This is a genomic window from Streptomyces eurocidicus (assembly GCF_002891295.1).
GTDB classification, from domain to species: domain Bacteria; phylum Actinomycetota; class Actinomycetes; order Streptomycetales; family Streptomycetaceae; genus Streptomyces; species Streptomyces eurocidicus.
Genome location: NZ_LGUI01000002.1, coordinates 23398 through 41379, shown reverse-complemented (window position 1 = coordinate 41379; position 17982 = coordinate 23398). Strand labels below are relative to the sequence as shown.

15 protein-coding genes are annotated in these 17982 nt (G+C 66.4%); 12 read left to right on the top strand and 3 right to left on the bottom strand.

The features are described 5' to 3' along the window. Nucleotides 1-44 precede the first annotated feature (44 nt). Entirely contained in the window at nt 45-476 is a 432-nt protein-coding gene (locus AF335_RS05175; protein ID WP_102917099.1) for a nuclear transport factor 2 family protein, read from the top strand. Nucleotides 477-494: 18 nt separating this feature from the next. On the opposite strand, the gene AF335_RS05170 is transcribed toward AF335_RS05175, so the two are convergent. After that, on the bottom strand, nt 495-1310 hold the full coding sequence (locus AF335_RS05170; RefSeq protein WP_102917098.1) for an AfsR/SARP family transcriptional regulator: 816 nt from the start codon (nt 1308-1310) through the stop codon (nt 495-497). A gap of 267 nt (nt 1311-1577) precedes the next feature. Between AF335_RS05170 and AF335_RS05165 the strand changes: the two genes are divergently transcribed. After that, nucleotides 1578-2783, top strand: coding sequence for a sensor histidine kinase (locus AF335_RS05165; protein ID WP_102917097.1), 1206 nt, complete (start codon nt 1578-1580; stop codon nt 2781-2783). Here the strand turns inward: AF335_RS05165 and AF335_RS05160 are convergent. After that, the gene (locus AF335_RS05160) at nt 2722-3357 is read right to left on the bottom strand and encodes a response regulator transcription factor (protein WP_102917096.1); all 636 of its coding nucleotides are present in this window, start codon (nt 3355-3357) and stop codon (nt 2722-2724) included. The genes AF335_RS05165 and AF335_RS05160 overlap by 62 nt on opposite strands. Nucleotides 3358-3602: 245 nt before the next feature. Here AF335_RS05160 and AF335_RS05155 point away from each other — a divergent pair, with 245 nt between their 5' ends. Then, nucleotides 3603-4514, top strand: coding sequence for an MBL fold metallo-hydrolase (locus AF335_RS05155; RefSeq protein ID WP_170127599.1), 912 nt, complete (start codon nt 3603-3605; stop codon nt 4512-4514). On the opposite strand, the gene AF335_RS05150 is transcribed toward AF335_RS05155, so the two are convergent. After that, nucleotides 4484-4996, bottom strand: coding sequence for a flavin reductase family protein (locus AF335_RS05150; protein ID WP_102917094.1), 513 nt, complete (start codon nt 4994-4996; stop codon nt 4484-4486). The two genes, AF335_RS05155 and AF335_RS05150, sit on opposite strands and share 31 nt — an antisense overlap. An 818-nt stretch (nt 4997-5814) precedes the next feature. Here AF335_RS05150 and AF335_RS36555 point away from each other — a divergent pair. The 9 genes from AF335_RS36555 to AF335_RS33945 all read left to right on the top strand — a co-directional run bounded on the left by AF335_RS36555 (nt 5815) and on the right by AF335_RS33945 (nt 17828). Beyond that, the gene (locus AF335_RS36555; RefSeq protein WP_107503471.1) at nt 5815-6516 is read left to right on the top strand and encodes an aldo/keto reductase; all 702 of its coding nucleotides are present in this window, start codon (nt 5815-5817) and stop codon (nt 6514-6516) included. Nucleotides 6517-7682: 1166 nt separating this feature from the next. Further along, nucleotides 7683-9191, top strand: a complete 1509-nt coding sequence (locus AF335_RS05135; RefSeq protein WP_228773468.1) for an AbfB domain-containing protein — start codon at nt 7683-7685, stop codon at nt 9189-9191. Between the two features lie 40 nt (nt 9192-9231). Beyond that, nucleotides 9232-9771 carry an RICIN domain-containing protein gene (locus tag AF335_RS05130; RefSeq protein WP_170127597.1) on the top strand — a complete coding sequence of 180 codons (540 nt, stop codon included), beginning with the start codon at nt 9232-9234 and terminating at the stop codon, nt 9769-9771. Nucleotides 9772-9846: 75 nt separating this feature from the next. Next, the gene (locus AF335_RS05125) at nt 9847-10392 is read left to right on the top strand and encodes an RICIN domain-containing protein (RefSeq protein ID WP_102917089.1); all 546 of its coding nucleotides are present in this window, start codon (nt 9847-9849) and stop codon (nt 10390-10392) included. An 80-nt stretch (nt 10393-10472) separates the two neighbouring features. Next, a complete protein-coding gene (locus AF335_RS05120; protein ID WP_102917088.1) occupies nt 10473-11570 on the top strand; it encodes a hypothetical protein in 1098 nt (365 codons plus the stop codon). Nucleotides 11571-11774: 204 nt separating this feature from the next. Then, a complete protein-coding gene (locus tag AF335_RS05115; protein ID WP_102917087.1) occupies nt 11775-15695 on the top strand; it encodes a hypothetical protein in 3921 nt (1306 codons plus the stop codon). A gap of 5 nt (nt 15696-15700) precedes the next feature. Further along, nucleotides 15701-15964, top strand: coding sequence for a hypothetical protein (locus tag AF335_RS05110; protein WP_102917086.1), 264 nt, complete (start codon nt 15701-15703; stop codon nt 15962-15964). Between the two features lie 139 nt (nt 15965-16103). Beyond that, nucleotides 16104-16286 carry a hypothetical protein gene (locus tag AF335_RS33950; RefSeq protein WP_146045439.1) on the top strand — a complete coding sequence of 61 codons (183 nt, stop codon included), beginning with the start codon at nt 16104-16106 and terminating at the stop codon, nt 16284-16286. 1002 nt (nt 16287-17288) lie between these two features. Then, nucleotides 17289-17828: a hypothetical protein gene (locus AF335_RS33945; protein ID WP_146045438.1), complete on the top strand. Its 540-nt coding sequence runs from the start codon at nt 17289-17291 to the stop codon at nt 17826-17828. Nucleotides 17829-17982: the final 154 nt, after the last annotated feature.

The window sequence follows — 17982 nt, the reverse complement described above, 5'->3', positions numbered from 1 at the left end:
GCCCGCGCCTGCCCGCCCGCGCCCGTACCGCCCGAAGGAGCGCCATGAACGACACCGCCACGGAGACCGGCCTCTACGCCCGGGTCCAGCACTTCTACGCCCATCAAATGCAGGCCCTGGACGGCGGCCGGTTCGAGGAGTACGCCCTGACCTTCACCGAGACCGGCACCTTCCAGCACTCGCCGTCGGTCGAACCGGTCCGGGGCCGGGCCGCGATCGTCGCCGAACTGGTGAAGTTCCACGAGCGGTTCGCCGAAGACCCGGTACAGCGACGGCACTGGTTCAACCACATCGCGCTGACCCCGCAGCCCGACGGCAGCGTCCGCTCCACGGCATACACGCTCGTGGTCACGGTCCGGCCGGGCCGCCGGGAGCCGGAGATCGCGCCGAGCTGTGTGGTGCACGACGTCCTGGAGACGGACGGGGACGGGATCCGCACCCGGTCCCGGAGCATCACCCACGACCACCTCGGCTGAGCCGGCCGGCCCGCCCCGCTACGCCGACCGGGCCTGTACGAACGCTTCCCCGCCGTCCAGTTCCGGGGCGCCCGACAGCACGGCCTGGTGCAGCCGCTGGAGCCGCGGCGACGGCTCGACGCCCAGCTCGCGGCGCAGCCGCTCGCGCAGCTGCCGGAACTCCTGGAGCGCCCGCCAGGGGCTGCCCGAGCGGCACAGCGCCGTCATCAGCTGCGCGCAGAGGCTCTCGTGCAGGGGGTGCCGGGCCACCAGTGTGCGCAACTCGCCCAGCAGCGCCGCGTGGTAGCCCAGGCGCAGGTCGGCCTCGATGCGCTCCTCCAGCGCCTGCATGCGGGTCTCCTCCATGTACAGCGTCTCCAGCCCCAGGACGCGCCCGACCGGCACGTCGATCAGGGCCGGGCCGCGCCACAGGGCGAGCGCGCGGGTCAGGTGGGCCGAGGCCGACCGGGCGTCGCCGGCGAGCAGCGCGTCGTGCCCCTGGCCGGCCAGGCGGCGGAACTGGGACCAGTCGCAGCTCTCGGGTGTGACGGCGACGCGGTAGCCGCCGAAGGCGGTGGCCAGGACGTCCTTCGGGGTGCGGCCCGCGGGCTCCGGCGCGTCGCGCAGCGCGACGGCCATGCGGCGGCGCAGCTGAAGGATGTAGGTCTGGAGGGTGGTCGCCGCGCTGCGGGGGACGGCGTCGCCCCACAGCTCCTCCATCAGCGTCGGCACCGGCACCACGCGGCCGGCCCACAGGGAGAGCAGGGCGAGGATCTGGCGCGGCTTTCCCGCGCTGGGCACGATGGAGACCCCGTTCTCGTAGACGGCGAGTTCTCCCAGCACCTCGATGTCCATGAGTGTCCTCCACTCGGTTCAAGCGGTCGTCCTTCGACTTGACTCGAGGCTCGCACCGAGGAGCGGCCACCGCCCAGTGAGGCCGTCACCAGAGCAAGAGTGAGATCGGCACGCCCCATGTGAGGAATTCACAGCTCCATTTATTGCCGCCAACCAGAGGAACGTCACGGGCGTCCTGTGAGGTTGACTACAGGAATCCTCTTCGCGAGCGGTTCTCTGCTTCACTGAGCAGTTAGCCCTTCGAAACTTCCTCGATCGGCAGGTCGCATGGTGGTGTTATCCAAGGGTGAGCCGCCCCCCTGGCTCGCCACAGGCATCGTCCTCTCCGTGCAGTCCGCGGTGGCCGTGCTGGGCTTCCTCAACCTCCTGGCGTCGCGCCGCCCTTCGGCCGGACACATCTGCCTCTTCCTGGCCGCCTTCGTCGCGGTGCTCCTGCTCCAGGGGATCCACTGCGCCCCGCGGGCCGGCCTGTTCCGCGCCCGCCACGGACGCCGGACGCTGGCCCTCCAAGCTCTCCTGACCTACGCCCCGCTGTTCGCCCTGGGCCTCACCTGGGCCGGCATGCCGGGCTTCCTGGCCGGTTCCGCGCTGCTCATCCTCGAACCCCCGCTGTCCATCGCCGCCTTCGCCGCCGCCGCGGCCCTCACCGGGACCTGCACACTGCTGGCCGGCCAGCAGCCGCTGGGCGTCGCCATAGGAGTGCTGTCGTGCGGGGTGAACGGCCTGATGGTGTACGGGGTCACGCGCATCGCCTCCTGGAGCGCGGAGGTGCGGCGGGCCCGTGACGAGGTCGCCCGGCTGGCCGTGGAGGGCGAACGGCTGCGGGTCGCCCGCGATCTGCACGACCTGCTGGGCTACAGCCTGTCCGCCATCACCCTCAAGGGGGAGCTGGTGGCCCGGCTGGTCGACAAGGACCCCGAGCGGGCTCGCACGGAGCTGCGGGAGGTGCTGGACATCTCCCGGCAGGCCCTCGCCGACGTGCGCTGTGTCGCCCATGGCTACCGTCAGCTCTCGCTGACCGCCGAACTGGACTCCGCCACCCGGATATTGAGCACCGCGGGCATCACGGTGGAGGTACACGACGAGCGGCTGCCGCTGCGCGAGGAGACCGGCACGGTCCTGGCGACCGTCGTCCGCGAGGGGGTGACCAACATCCTGCGCCACAGCGCCGCGCAGAACTGCCGGATCACCGTCTCCCGTACCGCCGGCACGCTCGCACTCGACATGGCGGGGGACGGGATCCCCGTGGACACCGGGGAGAGGATGGCGCGCCGTTCGGGCGGCGGCCTGGACAATCTCGCCCGGCGGCTGGAAGGGATCGGCGGGACGTTCCGCGCGTGCGCCGGCGAGGACGGCTGGTTCCGGCTCTTCGCCGAGTGCCCGGCCGATGCGGCCGGGCAGCCGCGGGACGTCAGCGGATCCAGCCCTTCTCCTTGGCGATCCGGACGGCGTCCAGCTGATTCCGTGCGGTGAGTTTGGTGACGGCGGAGGTCAGGTAATTACGCACCGTTCCCGTGGAGAGGTGCATCTCCCGGGCGGTCTCCCGCGCGGAGTTGCCGGCGGCGGCCCGCTTGAGGACGTCGGTCTCGCGCCGGGTGAGCGGGCTGTCCGTGGGGCGGTCGGCGAGCGGGCAGTCCTCGGTCTCCCAGGCGGTGGGCGGGATCCGCGAATCGATCACCCGCCGCCCCGAGTGCACCAGGCGGATGGCGGTGGCGAGCTCGGCGGGCGGGGCGTTCTTGGGGAGGAACCCCCGGACGTGGGCGTCGATCGCCCGGCGGACCGTGCCCCGCTGCTCCAGCGCGGTCAGGATGATCACCCGGCAGTCGGGGGCCTGCTCCCACAGCTGCCGGGCCGCGTCCAGGCCGTTGACGCCGGGCAGGTCGATGTCGAGGATCGCCACATCGGGCCGGTGCTCGAGCACGGACGGCAGGATGCCCCGGCCGTCCGCGACCTCCGCGACCACACGGAAGTCGGGCTCCAGTTCGAGGAGCGCCACCAGCGCCCCCCGGACCATGTGCATGTCCTCGGCCAGCAAGATCCGGATCACCGGTCGTCCCCCCGTCAGACTTTCGCCGGCGACCCGTATCCCCCAACAGGCTGACCCGGCAGGTGACTTCACCTCAAGCCTACGTCGCCACCGGCAGGAGACCCGTAACTGTTTTCGTGCGTCCTCTCTCTGTCCGATTCCGCGTCGGCGGTCCGCTCGGGGGCCGTCCGCTCAAGCCGTCCTCGATCCGCCGGTACGAGCATGGCGGCCGGTGTTCCGATCGGTCAGGAGGCACGGTGTCCCAGGTGCGGCGGAAGAGTTCGGCGGGCAGGCTCGCGGAGGTGGCCGACGGCGTCTTCGCCTATGTGCAGCCCGACGGCGGGTGGTGCCTGAACAACGCGGCGCTGGTGGTGTCCCGGGGACACTCCGCCCTGGTGGACACGGCGGCGACCGAGGCCCGCGCCCGCGCGCTGCGGACGGCGGCGCTCGGCGTCTGCCCGGAGCCGCCGCGGGTCCTGGTCAACACCCACTTCCACGGGGACCACACCTTCGGCAACTTCGTCTTCCCCGAAGCCCTGATCATCGGCCATGAGCGGGCCCGCGGCGAGATGGCGGCGGCGGGCCTCCATCTGACGGGGCTGTGGCCCGAGGTGGAGTGGGGCGAGCTCACCCTCTCCCTGCCCGAGGTCACCTACCGCGACCGGCTGACCCTCCACGTGGGGGACGTGGAGGCCGAGTTGATCCACCTCGGGCCCGCCCACACCACCGACGACACCGTCGTATGGCTGCCCGGGCGGCGGGTGCTCGTCACCGGGGACCTGGTGATGAGCGGCGTCACGCCCTTCTGCCCGATGGGGTCGGTCACCGGCACGCTCGACGCGGTGGCCCGGCTGCGCGCCCTCGACGCGCGTACGGTCGTCACCGGCCACGGACCCGTGGCCGGCCCCGAGGTCTTCGACGTCACCGAGGGCTACCTACGGTGGGTCCAGGAGCTGGCCCGCGAGGGCCTCGCCGCGGGGCTCACCCCACTGGAGGCCGCACGGGCGGCGGGCCCCGGCCCGTACGCGCACCTGATCGACTCCGAACGGCTGGTGCCCAACCTCCACCGGGCCTACGTGGAGGAGCGCGGCGCCGCGCCCGGCGTCCCGCTCGACATCGGCGAGCTGTTCCGGGAGATGGTGGAGTTTCACGGCGGGCTGCCGACCTGCCGGGCCTGAGCGTCCCAGACGGTGAACGCCCCCCGGTGGTAGAGGACCGGCGACCGCGGATAGGACTCGGCGTGCTCCACCCGCCCGATGAAGATCCAGTGGTCACCGGCCTCCACCGTCCGCACCACCACGCACTCGGCGTGCGCCAGGGCGACGTCCACCAGCACGGGGGCGCCCCGGGCGTTGACGGAGGGCACCCACTCGACGCCGGCGAACTTGTGCTCGGAACGGTCGGCGAAGACCCGCGCCGTGTCCTGCCCGCCGTCGGCGAGGACGTTGACCACGAAGGCCCCCGAGTGCCGCAGCGCCGCCAGGGTCCGCGCGTTCCGGTGCACGCACACCAGGAGCAACGGCGGGTCCACGGAGACCGCCGAGACCGCGTTGCAGGTCAGGCCCCGTGGTCTGCCGTTCGCGTCCGTCGCGGTGACGACGGTGACCGCCGTCGGGAAGGATCCGAACAATGCGCGAAACCGCGCCGCGTCCACTGCCATGCCGCTCCCGCTTCCGCTTCCGGCCGGTCCTCTCCGAGTGATCCGGCGGCCACGCTCGCCGACGCGTCTGGAGAGCGGGTGGACCGGCGGTGGAGGGTGCGGCGGGACTGCTCCGACCGAGTGAACGCGGTCACTCACACGAGGGTGGCCGGTCAACGAGGCCCGGGTTTCACCAGGGCGGGTGCCCGTTCAGGCGGCGGTCGTCCCGAACCCTACTGGTCGTACCGAGGACTGATCCAGTTCGGAAAACAGAAAAACCCCAGGTCAACTGGGGTTCCTGCTGGTGGTCAACCGACAGAATGCGCTGAGCTGCGGCTTCACGAGAGTGCTGGGGCGCCAGTTCCCAGGTAGATCAAGATTACTTCCCGCCCCGCTGGTCAGGGCCTCGTTACTCCGCGCTGGGGGTGACGGGGATACGGAAGAGCAGATGGCGAGCCTTGCGACGAACAGCCTCAAGGCGGCCCGCCACGACCAGTGCCTTAAGAGAGAGCCGCACCTCCGTCAGCGACGGGTGTGCGAATGCTGCCTGGATGCCCTTGGCTCGCCAGAGGCGGTGGGGCTCCTGGGCCATCAGGAGCAAGACCTTCTCCGCGTCCAGCTCGACGGCGGTCTCGCCAGGGGCAGTGTCCGCCGGGGCTTCCGGTCGTGACTCCCGGATGGCGGGGTGTGAGACGGGCGCGGCGGCTAGCTCTTGCCACAGCTAGGCAATCTCCTCAATCTCGCGAGCAGACTCCAGGAGAGTCTCGTAGTGGAGTACCTCTGCGGTGGCATGGGCGTGCCGACGGCTCCACTCCACCTTCAAGGATCCGAGGTCGGAGATGGGGGGCGAGGTCGTGCCTTGGTCTGAAGTTGCCACGCGCCTGACGCTAGCGTCAGCGACCAGGCCGTCCAAGGTCGCGGCTGCGCAGTCCCCCGAATCGGTGACGCTCAGCCGCGCCCGCGCCCGCCACAGCGAGGACCCCGCTGCAGACATGGAATTGCCTTGTACACCGCCCGGTCTCGGTCCACTCGCGGAGCAGCCCCGAGCCGATCACCACCGCCTTCGTGGAGGCCGGCGCGGCACCGCTGATCAGCCCGCGCCGCATCTGAGCCGCCGGCCGGGGCGCACTTCGCGGCGCAGAACAGGCGGGCTGATGCATTGCGGGGCGCCATGTACCCCTGATCACATGAAGGTGACTCCCCGGGGCCCGCTCGCCTCCGGAGTGCTGTCGGGGACAGTCTCCCGTACCCGCGGCTCCGACCCGGGCTCCGGGCGTGGCGGCTATGCGGCTGCGCTGCTCAAGGGGGAAACGTTCGCGGTGCTCGATGTTCTGGAGCGCATCGCGCGGGAGCTTGGTATGACGGTTGCCGGAGTGGCCTTGGCATGGGCGCGTCAACAGGGGTCCGTCGCCTCGGTGCCGATTGGGGCCCTGCCCCTGGGGCAGCCGGAGGACAACCCGGCATCGGCGGCCGTCACCCCTGCCGGGCATCTCCCCCGGGCGGCTCAGCTGGGCTCTACCAACAAACCTGGCTGCCTGTGACCGGCTCAGCGAACCGCTGAGAACGGGTGGCAGGGAGCCAGGCATGCGGAGACCGTGCCGCACACCAGAGGGAATACGGTCGGTCGGGGTCCGGCCTGGGGCTCGACCCTCGTTCTGCTGGGCTCTCACACCCCGCAGAGCAGCGCCCAGGCCATGACGCACGAACGTATCAGCGTGACCGTGATTTTCGTGGGCGGTCGGTGTCGGTGTGCTGCGAGAGGGCGCGCCAGATCATGCGCGCTACTGGAGTGAGCCTTGCCTTGAGCGGCGCATGCAACTCGCGGCACTGGCGGTGACTGAATCTGGCCGTGCAATTGCGTAGATGGGCCCTTCGGCAGACCGGCGCGAGCATCCGCCTTCACCTCATGCGACCGCTGATCTACCTACATTTCAGCCATATGTGCAGATTTTCAGCCATTATCTCTGGTTGTGGATCCAATCCGCTGAAGCGATCTCGGCTAAGCCTTGGCCGGGGGCGTGGCGATGGGTGGCGAGAAAGATCATTGCAGGGTTTGGCATATGCCAGATATCCTCCTGAAGATCAGCCTGTCTGGTCGATATGCATGAGTGGGGATGGCGGGGGATTGCTCCACGCCATAGCCCGTGCGCCTTTTAAATGCGCCGACCAAGGGGAGAGCTCTGCGTTCATGACGCCACTCTTCGGGCGTAGCTCACAGCCCTTCCCCTTCTGGCGGTTCTCTTCCATCAGCCGCGGCAGCGAAGTGTCCCCACCTACCCGTTGAGCAAGTCTCTGGATCACGTGCCCCGATAGGTCCGAGGGAATCTGTGGGGCCATCATGCGACAACTTGCATCGCCCGAGGAGTGCGCCTCAAGGCAATAGTTCACAACTCCTTTACAAGGAACATGTGCTGTACATACAGTGACCGAAGGGCATCGGCGCGTGAAGGGCGGAGGGGTGCATGTGCGTCAGCATGCCTGCGTTTTCTTCATGTCCGGTCTCCGGGCTCTATTGATTCGAGAACCTTGACCTGCCATCGGGGTCGCTGCTGGTTACAGGTGAGAGCCCGAAAAAAATAAGCAACTACACGACCATCACTGGCGGGGCCCGCTTGTGCCTGCCCGGATTGCAGAAGGGTTACTAGAAGTCAGCATGCATACGGTACGCGGTACTTCCATACGTGCACGAAGAGCCATCACACGCGGAATGGTGATCAGTACGGCTTTAGCCGCCGTTGTCGGCGTCATGGCACCGGGCCCCGCCACCGCCCAGCCACTGAGTGCGGCGGCTTCAACCGGCGGCATCGGAACCAGTGACACGCAGCGCGTCGATGCTGCAGCTGTGGTCCGCCTCGAGCCGGCCCCGGACGTTCTTCTGCTCAGTGACTACGACTTCATCCATGCCCTGTGGCAGAAGGCCAAGGACAGGGGCGGCAAGCTGGAGTCGGTACGTACCGCCGCTGAGGAAGCGATGGCCAGCACCTCTGCTGAAGACCACGTCCAGTTCATCATCACCGGCATTCACAAGGCATATGAGCTCGACAAGAGGCGGGAGAAAGACCAAGCCGACGCGGACCGTGCGGCAAGAGAGGCCAGATCTCAAGCGCTGCTCGCGGTGGGCATCTCGTCCACGCCAGAGCTGTTGGCCCTCAGTGATGAGAACTTCATCCTCGCCATCGCGGGGCATTCCGCTGCCGGTCCGGAGGTCCGGGCCGCGGCCCGGCGGGCGCTGGCCAGCGACTTCGCTGCCAGGCGGGAGTTCATCGTCAATGGTGTCCGCGAGGCCCACCAGCGGGACGTGACCAACAAGCTCAAGGAACTGGAGGAAAGGGACCGAGAGGAAGCCGAGCGTCGCAAGGCGCTGGCTGCCCGTACGACGGCCGCAGCACTGTTCCGCATTACCCCCTCCGAGGCCATGCTTGCTCTCAGCGATGACAACTTCATTCGTGAACTGCTGCGTAGCGCCCCCGCCGATGCCCAGAAGACCGAGCTCTATTCCGCAGGCCAGCGAGCAGTACTCAGCTCCGATCCGGCCGAGTGGAAGAAGTTCATCTACGCCGGTGCAGAACAGGCATACAAGCGTGACGACGAGGCCCGTCGCAAAAAGATTGCTGAAGGCAACCGCAAGTTGGCGCTGCAGATCCAGGCCACTGCAGAAACCGGCGGGATGAACCCCAATCTGGTGGCCGAGGCCAAGAAGGCACTGGCTAGCAGCGATGAGGCCGTTGCTGAGTTCCTCAAGGAGGACAACCAGTACCGGGCCAGGCGGCAGTCCCTCCAGTTGACCGATGTCAAGCTCGCAGGCTGGTACGTCCGCCAGTCCAGTGTCGATGATGGAGAAATATTCCTGACTCCTGTCGACGCCAAGAGGAAGCAAGCCGACCGCGAAGACGCAACCTGGACTGTCGTACCCGCTCTCGCCAATCAACCGGGCTGCTACTCCTTCGAGTCGGTACGCAAGCCCGGCTATTATCTGGCGGTGCCAAGGAGGGACTACTGGGTCGAGATAACCCCGGATGCCGGCAGTGCGCAGTCGCGCCTGGACCTCACCTGGTGCGCGCGCACAGGCTTTGACCCCTCTGGAACGTCCTTCGAGTCGGCAAGCCTTCCGGGGAAATGGCTGCGTAATTGGCAAGGCCATCTCTTCCCGCTTGAATACCATCACGGGGATGCTTCCGACGCCACCTGGAAGATCTCTCCGCCGCTGGCGCCCTGACTGGTTATCGCGTCGAGGTCATTTAAAGAAGATAAGAAGAATGGATCCCATGATGTCTCGGACCATCCGAGCCGTACTGGCTCTCGGTGTCAGTGTTGCCGTGCTGGTCGGTGGAGCGACCATCGCACAGGCAGATCAGGTCACGTCTGGTTCCGCCACCGACGGGCCATCTTTCGTTCGGCTGCGGCCGGAGTTCAGCGGAATGTGCCTCACTATCGATGGTGGGAGCATGCGAGATATGGCCTATGCGGTGCAGGCAGCCTGTGAGGATGGTTTGGACAATCAGCTCTTCGAGCTGATTCCCACTGGCTCAGCTACCTTCGATATACGAGCCAAGCACAGTGGCAGGTGTATCGGAAATTTCGGTGGCCCCGTCGCCCAGACTTGGTGTCCCCGATCCGATCACTGGCGGGTAATCATGGTTGAAGTAATCAATGGGTTGTATGAGATTCGCCTTACGGATTCCCCTGACTCCTGCATGACCGCCCCCGATGCGATTACCAATCTGGCTGCATACGTCAAACGTTGCGGAAGTGATGTTAAGAATCAACGCTGGCGGGTTGAGTCGGCCGCGTTCTAATGGTCCGAAAACTTGGCGAAATGGATCGCTCAATTGTGGTGATGATTTCGTTCTTGACGAGAAAAGGAATTTCCAATGACGCGGTTTCCCCGAGCTGTACTTGCCTTCAGTGCCGGTGCCGTCGCAATTGCTGGAGGTGCGTCCACCGCACGCGCGGAGGCGGGAATTCCAGTTCCCGATGCGGTCGAATCGGTTGTGGAGCTCCGGGCAGTGCACAGCGGTCTTTGCCTGGATCTCGCCAACACCTCGTTGGGGAATGGCGTGCGGGCAGTTCAGGGTACGTGTAATGGCAGCGGCGCTCAGCGCTGGCGCGCGGTTCCCGTCGCCGATTCTTCTTTCGAGGTCCGGTCGGTGGCCAGTGGTAAGTGCCTGGAGGTGGAGAACAGTGGCAAGCAGGCGGGGGCTGCTGTCCAGCAATGGGAGTGCACTGGGGGTAAGCAGATGCGCTGGCAGATGGTCCTCGTCGACCATGGCCGGAAGATTTTCCAGTTGCGTCCCATGCACACCGAGGATCGTTGTCTGGACATAACCGGTGGGGATCAGAAGCCCGGTGCGAAGGCGCAGCAGTGGTACTGCAATCAGACCGACGCCCAGCTGTGGCAAATCCAGCTGGTCCAGTGACTCGGTGCTGTGTGCCTACGGCGCTGTCCTTCTACAAGTGAGGTTACTGTGATGAAGTTTATATTCTTAAGGGATTCGGCGTGAGGCGCCAGTGGTGGGTCGCGCAGACGCTGACGGTCAGCCTGCTGGCCGGTGGTGCTCTTGCTGGAGCGCCACCGGCATCGGGCAACGGGCCGGTCTTTGCTTCTGCCTCAGTTGGCGAGCCGACTGGTCAGGTTTCGGCCCTGACGGCGGCGGCGGCGGGTGCGCGTGGTCGGGTTCTGTATCTGGCGAAGTGGCATCCGGCTGCTGAGGTGCGTGTGTCGGCGTGGAATGCGTTGCGTAGTTCCCGGGGTGATGAGGCGGTTGCGGAGTGGCTGGCGCCTGGTGGGGGTTTCGACTACGCGAAGCAGCGGGCGCGGGATGTCCGGTCCCGGAACAAGGCATTTTGCGAACGGGTGGTGCGTACTCACACGGTGGAGTTTTCTCCCGAGGTGCGGGCCGCGGCTGAGCGGGCGGTGAGGGGTACTGCCGCCGAGCAGGCGGCGTTCGTCAGGACCGGTTATGCCGAGGCCCAGCGCCGGGACCGGGCCGCCCGGGAGACGGACGCACAGCATCAGCAGGAAGCCGCCGCTAAGGAGCGAGGCTTTGTCGGTGCTATCGCGGCGCATGACCCTGGTGAGCAGGTCCGGGTGGCGGCCCAGTGGGCGTTGCGGGCCGGCGCGACAGATGCGGACGTGGTGGAGTTCTTCGGTTACGGCTGGATGGCCGGCGCGGCTTTGGATCTGGAGGGCTACCGGGCGCGGATCGCGGATGCGGAGGTGTTGCGGCATCACGCTTTGTCTCTTCTGATCAGGGATGCTGTGGCGGCCGAGGAGGCTTTGAAGGGGGCGGCTGACGTGGCGAAGGCCCGGGCCGAGGCCGAGCGGGCGTGGAAGGCGGTGGCCGAGCACGCCGATACCGCTGGGAAGGCGTGGCTGGCGGAGCAGGAGGCGGCCGCGGCCCAGGCGGAGAACTGGCGGACCATCGCGGATGCCGCAAGGACCGGTGCGGACGAGCTCTGGAAGGCCATTGCCGATCCGGCCAGGGCCAACCAGGACACCTGGGCCCGGGAACAGGCGGAAGCAGCCGAGGCAGCCAAGTCCTGGAAGGACATGCTCGACCGGGCCCAGGACAGCGCGCAGCGTGTGAAGGGCTGAACCCTTGTGTGTGTTCGCCGGCCTGACCTATTGAACGAACGCACCTGATCCACGCTTTCAATTTATTTCCCTTTCATTTGCCTCACCCTGCTCGTACCTAAAGCAGGGCTGTTTGGCATGCTCTTTTTTGGGGGTTTGATGCATCGTTTATGGCCGAGATCAAGACGGCGGCCGGGCGGCTTAGCCGGGGCTGCGCGAAAGGCAGTGTCCGCGGCGATCGTGCTGGCGCTGCTGGGCGGTGCGGCAGGGGAGGCCGCTGCCGTGACGTCCGCTCAGGCGGCCGCCATCACCGGGGGATCATCCGCGGTGAATCGTCCGGCGGCCGCGCCGGCGAAGCCGGCACCGGCGGGTGCTCCGCGCTCGAAGCTGGACGAGCTGAGTGCGGAGCGGGACCGGCAGCTGGTGGAGGACTTCGCGGAGTTCGATGAGGAGGAGGAAGTCCGCGATGCCGCCAAGGCGGCTCTGGAGAGCAAGGATCCGAACGCGGTCCGGGAGTTCCTGGAGCGTGGCGAGGCGGAGGCCCGCCGGAAGGCCGCGGAGAAGCGGTCGGGCACCGATACCAAGAATCGCCAGCAGATCGAGGCGATGCGCGGTACCGGCGGCCCCTCTTTCAACGCGGAGGTTGACCGTGTTCTGAAGGGGACGGCCAAGGACCGGGCTGATTTCCTGGCGTTCGGTGCTGAGATCGCACGGCAGCGGGACAAGAAGACCGATCAGAACGCCGAGAAGCTTGCCCAGGAGAACCGCAAGCGGGTGGAGATGCTGGTCGGCGCCGGCGGCCCGGAGGTGAAGAAGGCCGCGCAGGCCGCGCTGGCCACCAACGACAACGCCAAGATCGCGGAGTTCCTCGAAAAGGGTTACCTGGTCGCGGCGCAGAAGGACGCGGACAACCGGGCGGCCTTTGAGCAGGCGCAGAAGGAGGCCCGGGAAGCCGCGGAGAAGCTGCGGAAGCTCGCGGAGAACACCGCCCGCGCGGCTGATGCCCGTACCAAGCTGATCACCGCGCACGGGGAAGCCGTCAAGGCGCTCAAGAACGCTTCCAACGCGATGAGCTCGGCAGCCGCGCAGTCGCGTCAGGCCGACCGGATGCTGGCCGCGGACCGGGCGGGCAAGCGGCTCTCCGACTACGGGCTGGTCAAGGCCGAGGTCGCACGGCAGGTTGAGTACGCCGGCTGGGCGGCGAAGTCGGCCGATGTCGCGGCGCGGCAGGCCAAGTCCCAGGCCGACACCCTGGTGGAGACCGGTCTTACCTACGGCACCCAGTGGGCTGAGGTCGCCTCCGGTATCGCCTCGGCGGCGAACGCGGCGGTCAAGGCCACCGAGACCGCCCAGCACGCGGTGGACGCCACCGCCGCGGACGCCGCCGGGCTCAACGCCCAGAACCAGGCCGAGCTCCACGAGGAGCAGGCCAAGAAGTGGCGGGCCAACGCCGAGGAGCACGCCAGGGCCGCGGGCAAGCTGGCTGATGCGGCCGGCAAGCAGGCGAAGATCGCCGCGGAGGCGGCGTCTAGGACGAAGCAGGCCCGCGTCGACGCCGAGAAGGCCGAGCAGTCGGCGTGGGACCACGCGAAGAAGACCCGCGACGCCCGGATCGAGGCCCAGCGGCAGGCGAAGATCGCCGCTGAACAGCGCAAGGTAGCCGAGCGCGAACGCACCCTGGCCACGGAGGCGCGGACGCGGGCGGAGAGCGAGCGGGCCACCGCCGCCGAGGCGAGGGCGCGGGCACAGGCCGAGGCACGGACCGCGTCGGAGAAGCGCGCGGAGGCCTACGGGGCCGCGGCCATCGCGGCCCAGGCACGCGAATACGCCGCTGAACAGGAAGGCAAGGCGTCCGACGGGGCCGAGCGCGCCCGCGGCGAGGAAGCCAAGGCCCGCGAAGCCCGTAACAAGGCGGTCGAGGCCGAGACCAAGAAGAATAACGAGGAAGCCCAGGCACAAGCCGCCGAAGCACTCGAGGCAGCGCTCCGTGGCACCTCGGAGGCCGCACAGGCACACGCGCACGCGGTCGCGGCGCGCGCCGACGCCAGAACAGCCGCCACCGCGGCCAGCGAAGCCCGCAGTGCCGCCGACGCCGCCGGCAACGCGGCGGTGAGAGCCCGATCCGCGGCCATCGAATCCGCAGGAGCAGCCGCCCGGGCACGCGCCGCGGCGACCGAGGCCACCGCGCACGCCGCGAGTGCCAATGCTGCGGCGACCAGTGCCGAATCAGCCGCTGCCAACGCCAACGCGGCAGCGAACACAGCCCAGTCCGAAGCAACGGCCACCCACGCCGCAGCGCAGCGGGCCAACGCGAAGTCCGTCGAGGCCACCGCCCAGGAAGCCCGTGCGGGCACCGCCGCGCACGAGGCCGCACGCCTGGCCGGCCTGGCCGCGATCGAGGCCAACGGAGCCCTGCAGGCGGCCAACCGCACCAGGGACGAGGCCGACGGCGCCGCACGCGAGGCCGCGATGGCCAGAGTCCAGGCCACCATCGCGGTACAGGCGGCCACCGCAGCCCGGACCACCGCGGCCGGCATCGCCGACCCCGCCAACACCGCCATCACCCTGACCGCGCCCTTCTCCGGCAGCGATGTCGACGCCGACTTCGCCGCCGCGGTGGCCAGGGCAGCCCTGGAGATGGGGCAGGAGCAGGTCGACTCCGCCGAGGCCAAGGCGACCGAAGCGGTCAAGGCCGCCGAATCCGCCGAAGAGGCCGCGAAGAGCGCCAACACCCAGGTGGCACCGGCGTTCAAGGCCGCAGCCGAGGCAGCGCAGTCCACGGTGAGCGCGGCACGCTCGACAGCGGCTGCGATGAAGTCGGCCGCCCAGGCCGCCGAGGACGGGACCATGGCCCGAGCCGCCGCAGGGCGGGCCGGGCAGGCCGACGCCCAGGCACAGGCCGACACCGCACTCGCCCGCGAGAGCGCCAATGACGCCTACGCGGACGCGGCAGCCGCACGCCAGGCCGCCACGCAGGCCGAGGCAGAAGCCGAACGCGCCCGCGGCGCGGCCACAGACGCCGAAAACCAGGCCGCAGCCGCCGGCAGTGCCGCCAGCCTGGCCGAGCGCGAAGCCACCGTCGCCCAGAGCGCGGCCACCCAGGCCAAGCAGGACGCCACCGACGCCGGCAAACTCGCCGACTCCGCAGAAACCCACGCCAAGGCAGCAGAAGAGGCGGCGAAGAACGCCGGGAACTACGCCAAGGAAGCCGACGAGGCAGCAAAGAAGGCCGAGGAATACCAGCGAGAGCTGGAACGCAAGGCCCGTGCAGAAGCCGCCGAGCAGGACGGCAAAAACAGCAGCTCCAAACCGACCGGAGACGAGGAAAAAGCTCTTAAAGAGCTCGGCATCTCACCCAGCCAATACGAAGAGGACCAAAAACTTGCAGACAAGACGATAGCCGACCACCTGGCCGACATCGGCAGCGACGTCCTCCTCGAATTCATCCCGCTCGAAGACATCAAAAAATGCTTCGGCGAAGGCGACGTCGTCAGCTGCGTCATGGCGCTACTCCAGGCCATCCCCGCCAGCAAGATCGCCAAAGCTGTCGAAAAATTCCCGGAACTCGTTAAGGCCGCCAAGCGACTCGTCGGGATCAACAAGGCCCTTAAAGAGTCCGCTGAAGCGAAGAAGCGGGTCAAAAGGGTTGAAGAAACCCTGGAAAAGATCCGGGACAAGATTCCTGAGTGCGTTCTGAAGTCCAAGGGGAAGAAGCGCGGTTTCGCACCGAAAACCCTGACACAGGCGGCCGATGGGACGCACCAGGCCGATGACGACTGCCCATCCATCTCCATCTCTATCTACAGGGTCCCGAAGAATGCTAATAAGGATTCCGAAATCAAACACGGTCCGGATGAATCCGCGCGAGAGGCAATGGATAATGGGAAGGTCTACTTCGGTGAACGGAGCGTTGCTAGCGAGTATCGAGGGAGCGGAAGCAAGGATCCGGCCCACTACGCACCCGGAATGGTGAAGTATGATATGCATCCGTCATTCCTGGCGCTATTCGCTGATGACGCTAAGCGGTACGATTGGCGAGGGCCCAATGGGAGTGCGCGCATCGAGTGGGAGATTCCGTTCGAGCGCCTCGGAGAATTCAACTCGCTCACACTGAAGCGCACATGGCTGCAAAAGGAAGGCACCTGATAGACATGAATATTCTCCTGCACCAAGAGATCGATGTCACAGTGGTCGCTATTCGCCCTTGGGGTCTTGAGGTTGAGGCCCAGGACGGAACTCAAGGGTTGATCGACAAAACCAAGGATCCGGCTTGGCGTTCGAGTGACCGAGTTGCCATTGTTGGTGACATTCTCCATGCGGTCGTGATCGATGACGAGCGTGATCCGATCCGGCTCAGCGCGTTGGACGTGGATCTAAATATTGCCCGCATGAAGCGATCGGCGAAGGACTGCTGATTCTGCGTCTCTAAGTTGAGGTGGCCTCACCGAAGGGGATTCGGCGAGGCCACCTCGCTGTTTGGGGACTTTGGTCTCGCTGGGTGATACCTGGTAGACCCGCCTCGACACGTCCCAGCCGTTGCCGCGTTCGCCGCTGGTGGCCAAGGCGCCGGAGTCCGCGCCGGTCATCGGCATGGGCACCGGCGCAGGCCCATCGCCCTTCGAATCCGAAGTGGCCTTCGATGGCGGCATACCCTGGAAGTATGTGACGAGAATCTGGAAAAAGGATGAGTTCGGTGAGATGGATTTCGACTACGATGATCCGATTTGGGAGAGATGACTTCACCTTCAGATGGCGAGGCACACGGCATGACGGACCAAGAGGCGAAAAGACAAACACTCCGCTACACCCAGGAAATCAGCCTCACCGACGTTGACCTTCTTCAGGCCTTCCTCAGAGCGCGAACCGCGCGGCTGGCAAATGCGGAACGCGGAACTGACGAACGTCAACTGGCGCGCTCCGTCAGAACTGCAGCGAGACACCTCGTTACTTCACTCCAGCATATGCTGCCTCTCACGGAGAAGGGTGACGAGGCACCTCGGGTGCTGCAGATTGAAATCAGGGTGTCATGGAACGCATTGTGGTCATTGGTATCCCCATGGCAATGGCATGAGGACTATGACCTGGAGCGATGGCGCCCGGTTAAAGTATGGAGCGCAACGTCTGGCATTCGGTTTGATGATATCTCCGAGCGTGACGGCCCATCACCGTGAACATCCATCGACTTTCGTATACCGAAACTAACTTCCAACCGGAAGGATTTCGGGTAACGATGCGCCGTTGGGTGAGGAGAAGTTTAATCTACCCCTCGGTGGGTCGATTAGCCTTTCGATCAAATAGCTAAACGGTACATCTTCGATTGTCGTTGAGCCCGGAACGAAAGCCGCCCTGCCGAGATGCTCGGCAGGGCGGCCTCGGACACGCTCTCAGCTATCCATCGCTGCCTCTACACAACAGCGGTAGATCTCACTGATTGACGACTGCTCAGTCCCGGCGCCACAGCTAGAATGGCAGCCGAAATGGCCCACTGGAAAGTCTTTGAGGTCACCCGGGTGCTCACAGGGCAATGTCGCGTTAGACGAGCAGGTCGCAGGGTGAGACCAACACCAGCGTTATGCTGTTGATCGATCCCAGGCTGTGCAGCCCAGGCCACGGAATCTGTACCCCGAACGCCGTTCATCTGAAAATGGAGCGTGGTACACAGACATTCGGGCTGAGGCCGGGATCTGTGGGTATATTTAATTCGAGAATCATCGGGTCCCGTAGAGTAGAGGATTGGTAATGCATCGCGAAGGGCGTGAACCCTGCGTCGATCTAGTGGATCCCCTGATCGTAGGATTCATTACGGTGGAGCGCACCAGGGAAATCGAAGCTATGTCTCCAGGTCTGGCTAACGCTATCGCTGACTGGATCCGGGAGGCGGCCGCTGTTCAGGACTGGCGCAGAGTGGAGAGGCTTGCCAACTTGGCTGCACCCCTCCAGGCACCGGGGCTCGGCGACGCTCTACGTGATCTCCTCGACGCAGATATCGCCGAACTGAACAACGAGGATATGGTAGATCTCCTAGGAGAGATCCGGGCAACTGGCGCAGCCAGTAGCATTTTTAGGCTGGTGACGCGTTCGATTACCGCGGATGCTCCGGCCTATTGGCTCTGCCAGAAATCGATCCTCTCGTTGAGCGAGTTCGGCACGGAAGAAGCGAATGAGTACCTACGCGTGCTGACGACCTCGACCTGGCCCGCGCCTATCCGATGGCATTCGGCCGTCGCTTTGGGAATTGAAGATTCCCTAGGTTTTGAAGAAGGGCAGATGCTGGGTTAGGTCGTGTAGAGCTAAAGGAAAGTGCGGTGCTTGCGGGTCATGGAGCTGTCTACGCTTCATGACCCGCAAGGCCCCAGCGCCCATTGCTCCGTCCTCCTTTGCGCCTCTTTTGTCTCGGGTACGGCGCCTTCTCTGCTGCCGGGGGTGATGTGCC

What these genes read in the sequence shown, in the direction of transcription:
- AF335_RS05175 (WP_102917099.1), top strand. Translation starts at nt 45, where the DNA reads ATGAACGACACCGCCACGGAGACCGGCCTCTACGCCCGGGTCCAGCAC.
- AF335_RS05170 (WP_102917098.1), bottom strand. Translation starts at nt 1,310, where the DNA reads ATGGACATCGAGGTGCTGGGAGAACTCGCCGTCTACGAGAACGGGGTC.
- AF335_RS05165 (WP_102917097.1), top strand. Translation starts at nt 1,578, where the DNA reads ATGGTGGTGTTATCCAAGGGTGAGCCGCCCCCCTGGCTCGCCACAGGC.
- AF335_RS05150 (WP_102917094.1), bottom strand. Translation starts at nt 4,996, where the DNA reads ATGGCAGTGGACGCGGCGCGGTTTCGCGCATTGTTCGGATCCTTCCCG.
- AF335_RS36555 (WP_107503471.1), top strand. Translation starts at nt 5,815, where the DNA reads ATGGGGGGCGAGGTCGTGCCTTGGTCTGAAGTTGCCACGCGCCTGACG.
- AF335_RS05135 (WP_228773468.1), top strand. Translation starts at nt 7,683, where the DNA reads ATGGTGATCAGTACGGCTTTAGCCGCCGTTGTCGGCGTCATGGCACCG.
- AF335_RS05130 (WP_170127597.1), top strand. Translation starts at nt 9,232, where the DNA reads ATGGATCCCATGATGTCTCGGACCATCCGAGCCGTACTGGCTCTCGGT.
- AF335_RS05125 (WP_102917089.1), top strand. Translation starts at nt 9,847, where the DNA reads ATGACGCGGTTTCCCCGAGCTGTACTTGCCTTCAGTGCCGGTGCCGTC.
- AF335_RS05110 (WP_102917086.1), top strand. Translation starts at nt 15,701, where the DNA reads ATGAATATTCTCCTGCACCAAGAGATCGATGTCACAGTGGTCGCTATT.
- AF335_RS33945 (WP_146045438.1), top strand. Translation starts at nt 17,289, where the DNA reads ATGCATCGCGAAGGGCGTGAACCCTGCGTCGATCTAGTGGATCCCCTG.